This window comes from Streptococcus sp. WM07 (assembly GCF_004570525.1).
Lineage (GTDB): Bacteria > Bacillota > Bacilli > Lactobacillales > Streptococcaceae > Streptococcus.
This window is the reverse complement of record NZ_SPPZ01000080.1, coordinates 1-5,096: the sequence shown is the minus strand read 5'-3', so window position 1 is coordinate 5,096 and position 5,096 is coordinate 1. Positions and strand designations below refer to the sequence as shown.

At 37.1% G+C, this 5,096-nt stretch carries 6 protein-coding genes and 2 tRNA genes; 3 read left to right on the top strand and 5 right to left on the bottom strand.

The features are described from left to right. The 4 genes from tnpB to rplS form a co-directional block, all read right to left on the bottom strand. Positions 1-286, bottom strand: a 286-nt coding sequence (gene tnpB / locus E4T71_RS08105) for an IS66 family insertion sequence element accessory protein TnpB (protein ID WP_245165717.1), incomplete at its 3' end; no start/stop codon positions are given. 174 nt (positions 287-460) lie between these two features. Then, positions 461-898, bottom strand: coding sequence for a hypothetical protein (locus E4T71_RS08100; protein ID WP_135038801.1), 438 nt, complete (start codon positions 896-898; stop codon positions 461-463). Between the two features lie 802 nt (positions 899-1,700). Further along, positions 1,701-1,772, bottom strand: a tRNA-Arg gene (locus tag E4T71_RS08095). A 36-nt stretch (positions 1,773-1,808) separates the two neighbouring features. Further along, positions 1,809-2,156 carry a 50S ribosomal protein L19 gene (rplS, locus tag E4T71_RS08090; RefSeq protein WP_135038799.1) on the bottom strand — a complete coding sequence of 116 codons (348 nt, stop codon included), beginning with the start codon at positions 2,154-2,156 and terminating at the stop codon, positions 1,809-1,811. A 190-nt stretch (positions 2,157-2,346) separates the two neighbouring features. On the opposite strand from rplS, the gene E4T71_RS08085 reads away from it, so the two are divergent. The 3 genes from E4T71_RS08085 (at position 2,347) to E4T71_RS08075 (ending at position 4,628) form a co-directional block, all read left to right on the top strand. Then, positions 2,347-3,303, top strand: a complete 957-nt coding sequence (locus tag E4T71_RS08085) for a glutathione S-transferase family protein (protein WP_135038797.1) — start codon at positions 2,347-2,349, stop codon at positions 3,301-3,303. Between the two features lie 124 nt (positions 3,304-3,427). Next, complete coding sequence (locus E4T71_RS08080; protein ID WP_135038795.1) at positions 3,428-4,252, top strand: Cof-type HAD-IIB family hydrolase; 825 nt, start codon at positions 3,428-3,430, stop codon at positions 4,250-4,252. A 304-nt stretch (positions 4,253-4,556) separates the two neighbouring features. Then, positions 4,557-4,628: transfer RNA gene (locus E4T71_RS08075), tRNA-Arg, on the top strand. Positions 4,629-4,754: 126 nt separating this feature from the next. Here the strand turns inward: E4T71_RS08075 and E4T71_RS08070 are convergent. Then, the coding region (locus tag E4T71_RS08070) for a transposase (protein WP_194181234.1) at positions 4,755-5,096 on the bottom strand (342 nt) is incomplete at its 5' end.

Genomic DNA, 5,096 nt, shown 5'->3' with positions numbered 1-5,096 from the left:
CTCGCTCATTCGAAGGCCAGTTGAGTTTTCCATTCTCAAACCTCTTGTACAGTAACCAGAAGCCCTGTCCATCCCAATAAAGGGCTTTGAAGCGATCTTTTCTTCCACCACAGAAAAGAAAGACTTGACCTGAGAAAGGGTCCAATTCAAATTCCTGTTTCACTAAGTAAGCCAAGGAATCAATTCCTTGCCTCATATCTGTTTTACCAGTTATCAAATGAACCCGACCTAAATCGCATAAATTTATCCTAGTGAACGAGCGAGAATCTACCATACCAATCTCCATCCTGATGATTTATAAGATTAGTATAGCTAGATTTCTAGTTCGGTTAAAGATACCTTGTTATTGGGCGCTTACGTTAGAACGATTAGAAAATGAAGAATAGAATAAAGAAAAAGTAGCCGGAGCTTGAGCTTGGCTACTTTTTCTTTATAGAAATAATAAAAATATAGTAGAAAACTATGTATTTTTTCTAAGCTGTTTTTTTAATTGATTGAGTTTTTTATTTCCCTCTGAAATCTGTTGGTTAAGTATGTCTTTATTGGTGCTGCTTAATTTGGGGTTATTAAGTTGTTTACGTAAATTGGCTACTATATTTGTTTGTTCTTCGATTTTCTCTTGAGGACTCATAGATAAGTCAATAAGTTTATCTAATTTATCCGCAATACGTTGATTTTGTTGTATGAGAATCCAATTTTGTTCGATTATTGCAGAGAGATATGATATTCTTGCAAAATCTTCGTTTTTAGTTTCCAAAGAAAAGGTTTGGTCTGTTTTCACCAATCCTTTTTCCATAAGTTCGTATATGATATTTTGAACTAAGCCCTGAGCTTCTGGAGGCAGCTCTTGTAAGCCTCTTTGCTGAAGATATTTTTGGATATTTGCGAATAGATCCATAGTAATGATTTCCTTATTTTCTATAAATATAGCTTACAACACCAATAATTTTGATGAACTCGTCTTTGCTAAAGTAGATATACGTGTAATTGGGACTCAAACTTTCAAGTCGATCAACTTGTATTATTTTTAAAAAATTGCCTTTATTAGTCGGAAATCTCCGATTTCTCTAATTTCAATTAGTTCGGTACAGATACCTCAGGTCAACTCAAACGCGAGCATCAGCTTAGTGTTTGAGTTGACCTGAGGTATCTGTGATTTTTGGGAGAGTCGAAGAAATTTGATGTTCTCTAAACATTAGTTTTTAGTGGAGCTTCCGAAGAAAATGACTTTTCTTCAATTTCCTGTATTTTAGGGGGAGGGTGTGTTGTCTTTCCATTTGATATTGTCGATTTTATTTTCTCTATTTTCGTCCTATTGTTTTTCATTCTATTATAGATGTTTACAAGTTGTCAACTAAAATGATGAGTACGTAGAGACGGAAGTGGTGATACATTTTAATACAAGTTGGTTAACAAACGGGAACTAAAGAATAGACAGTATAGATGAATTGAGATAAGCCATTCGAGATGTTAGCAATAGTAAATGAAGGAAAAATTAAAAGAGGTCTAGCTGCAACCAATAATTTTTCGCTTCGCTTAAATGTTGAATAGATAAAAACAGCTTGGAGTTAACGTTTCTAATGACGTGATTCTAAGCTGTTTTCTACTTCGAAGCCTTTTTGCTCAGCCTCTTTTAATAATGATTTGTCCAACTTTTTTAAAGGGGGTTCAAGCACAGTGTATTCTATGGTTCCCTATAATGTTCCCTACAGGAATCGAACCTGTAATTACTCCTTAGGAGGGAGTTGTTATATCCATTTAACTAAGGGAACAAAAGAAAAGGAGCCGAGGCTCCTTTTGTAATCCTCTTAACGACGGATTTCTTTGATACGTGCAGCTTTTCCTTGTAGGGCACGTAGGTAGTACAATTTCGCACGACGTACTTTACCGTAACGTACAACTTCGATTTTTTCAACACGTGGAGTGTGAAGTGGGAAGATACGCTCAACACCAACACCGTTAGAGATTTTACGAACAGTGTAGTTTTCAGAGATTCCTTGACCTTTACGAGCGATAACAACTCCTTCGAAAAGCTGAATACGTTCGCGGTTTCCTTCGACAACTTTTGCGTGAACGCGAACAGTGTCACCAGGGCGGAACTCAGGGATATCAGTACGTAGTTGACCTTCAGTCAGGCTTTGAATTAATGGATTCATTTTTTCTCCTATCTTGCTAATCATATACGCAAAGGTAGCAGCGGATTAGCCGTTTATTTTTGCGTGTCCATCACACACAGGGAATATCTTATCAGTTTTTTTTCGAAAAGTAAAGGAAAAAGCAGATAACTTGAGGATTTTTTATCTTTGTTATACTATTACTAATTATTAATAAAAAGGAGAAGAGGCGATGGGGCTTTTAGTAGATGGAAAATGGGTGGACCAATGGTATGATACCAAATCCACGGGTGGTAAATTTGTGAGAACCGTTACGCAGTTTCGGAATTGGATAACACCCGATGGTCAACCTGGTCCGACTGGTGAGGGAGGTTTTAAAGCAGAGTCAGGTCGTTACCATCTCTATGTGTCCCTTGCCTGTCCTTGGGCGAGTCGAACCTTGGTGATGCGAAAATTGAAAGGGTTAGAAGAGCATATCTCGCTGTCTGTTGTGAATCCTTTTATGTTGGAAAACGGCTGGACTTTCGCAGAAGGTTCAGGTGTGATTGAAGATAGTATTTTGCATAGTGACTATCTTTACCAAGTCTATCTAGAAGCAGATGCTCACTATACAGGCCGAGTAACGGTACCTGTTTTGTGGGATAAGAAAACTAGGACAATTGTTAGTAATGAATCATCCGAGATTATACGGATGTTTAATTCAGCCTTTAATGACGTGACTGGAAATCAGGAAGATTATTATCCACAAGAATTACAAGAAGCCATTGATGAGATGAACGATTTTGTCTATCCTAATATTAACAATGGAGTGTATAAAGCTGGTTTTTCAACTAATCAAAAGGTTTACGAGGAAGAAGTGGCCAATGTTTTTGAGGCTTTAGACAAATTGGAAGTTCACTTGGAAAATCAAGATTATTTGGTTGGGAATCGTTTGACAGAAGCAGATATTCGATTATTCACAACATTAGTCCGTTTTGATGCTGTTTATTTTGGTCATTTTAAATGTAATCTCAAAGCATTGGTGGATTATCCGAATCTTTGGAATTATACTAAGCGACTGTATCATTATCAAGGAATTTCAGAAACCGTTGATTTTAGCCAGATTAAAGAACATTATTATGGAAGCCACAAAACGATTAATCCAACAGGGATTATACCAGTTGGACCTAATTTGGACTGGAGCCTCTAGTCATCGAGCTAGGAGAGAGCTAGTTTTTTAAGATGGCTACAGTTTCGGCACTATTTTGGTATAATGAAGAAAATGAAAATTGAGGGACCCGTTTTCTGGTGCTGATACGTTAAAGGAGATACAGATGATAAAATTGCTTGCGGTTGATATGGATGGAACTTTGCTAGACGAAAATAAGAAGTTGAAGCAAGAGACGCTTACGGACTTGGAAACAGCTATAAAATCTGGTGTTGTACCGGTAATCTGTACAGGGCGCCCTTTGTCTGGAGTTCTTCCTTATCTACAAGTGCTAGATTGGATTGGAAAAGACGCCTATATTATCATTAACAATGGTGCGACGATTTATCGGACAAAGGATTTATCGATTCATTCTTGGTCTGGTTTGTCAGAGGAAGAATTGCTGTTGTTGGATAGTATCTCACAAGAATCAACAGCTCAATTGACGGTGTTTGATGAGCGTGATTATCTAGTAGTCGGGGAAGATGCTGGGGACTTGGTAACGATGGATGCTGGTTTGGTTTTTGCTGAACCTAAGCGTGTCGAGCTAGAGAATCTGTTAACGAGTCAGGAAAAGATTTTTCAAGCTATGTACCTAGATGAAAAAGAAGCACTCGATCAATTTGAAGCGGATTATGGATCGAAATTGGCAGAGCACTTTGAAGTAGTAAGATCTCAAGATTATATTTATGAGTGTTTACCAAAAGGAACGAATAAAGCAATAGGTCTCTCCTATTTAGTGCAGGATTTAGGATTTACCAGTGCTGAGGTAATGGCAATTGGCGATGCAAATAATGATTTGGAAATGTTAGCTTATGCGGGTTGGTCTGTAGCTATGGGCAATGCGAATGAAGCTGTGAAAAAAGTTGCTAAATTCCAAACTGGAACTCATGCAGAAAATGGAGTCGGTCAGGCTATTCGAGAGATTCTTTTGCCTGCGAATCAGAACTAGAAGTTCGTTTGGAAAATAGAACTAGTGCTTATGGCTGGTCATTCAGTGAATGGATATAAGAATGCTTGTTTAGCTATAAATTCAAAGCAACATTCTATATGTATGCTGTATAATGTCTAATCCTGAAATAGCATGCCAGTAACTAGAAATGGGGAATAGTTTTTGATAGGGTAACGTTTGGACGCTGCCCTATTTTTTGATTCCCCAATATCTGTGTAGATATGGGCGATTATGAATTGTGATTATGAATTGTAGAAAAAATTTCTTGCCATCCTTTATCGTTTTTGATATACTTAATGAGTTGCCACCCTTAGTGTAATGGATATCACGTAAGATTCCGGTTCTTGAGATGGGAGTTCGATTCTCTCAGGGTGGATGAATCTATATTGAAAAAGCCTGTAATAGCAGGCTTTTTACTTTATCTGACTCAAATAATTTTTTATCTCGTCAGAGTTCTTGTTAGATGGGAAATCGTATTGGAAAATATTTATTTGAGTAATACTCATTCAGAATCAAAATTAGCAGATATCCATTCTCTATGGACAATCGATCGTAAGCGAGTAGTTGATAAGCTTTGGATAACTTCTTGCAACTGATCAATGACGTCATTCAATGATTTAAATGCTTTGTTCTTAAATCCTAATTTCCGAATCTCTGCCCAAACTTGTTCAATCGGATTCATCTCTGGTGTATAAGGTGGAATAAATGTAAATTCAATATTGCTAGGAATATCCAATGTCTGTGATTTATGCCAAACCGCATTATCCATCACCAAAATAATATAGTCGTTAGGGTAAGCTTCTGACAGTTGTCGTAAAAATTCATTCATCCAAGCCGTATTACA

What these genes read in the sequence shown, in the direction of transcription:
- E4T71_RS08085 (WP_135038797.1), top strand. Translation starts at nt 2,347, where the DNA reads ATGGGGCTTTTAGTAGATGGAAAATGGGTGGACCAATGGTATGATACC.
- rplS (WP_135038799.1), bottom strand. Translation starts at nt 2,156, where the DNA reads ATGAATCCATTAATTCAAAGCCTGACTGAAGGTCAACTACGTACTGAT.
- E4T71_RS08080 (WP_135038795.1), top strand. Translation starts at nt 3,428, where the DNA reads ATGATAAAATTGCTTGCGGTTGATATGGATGGAACTTTGCTAGACGAA.
- E4T71_RS08100 (WP_135038801.1), bottom strand. Translation starts at nt 898, where the DNA reads ATGGATCTATTCGCAAATATCCAAAAATATCTTCAGCAAAGAGGCTTA.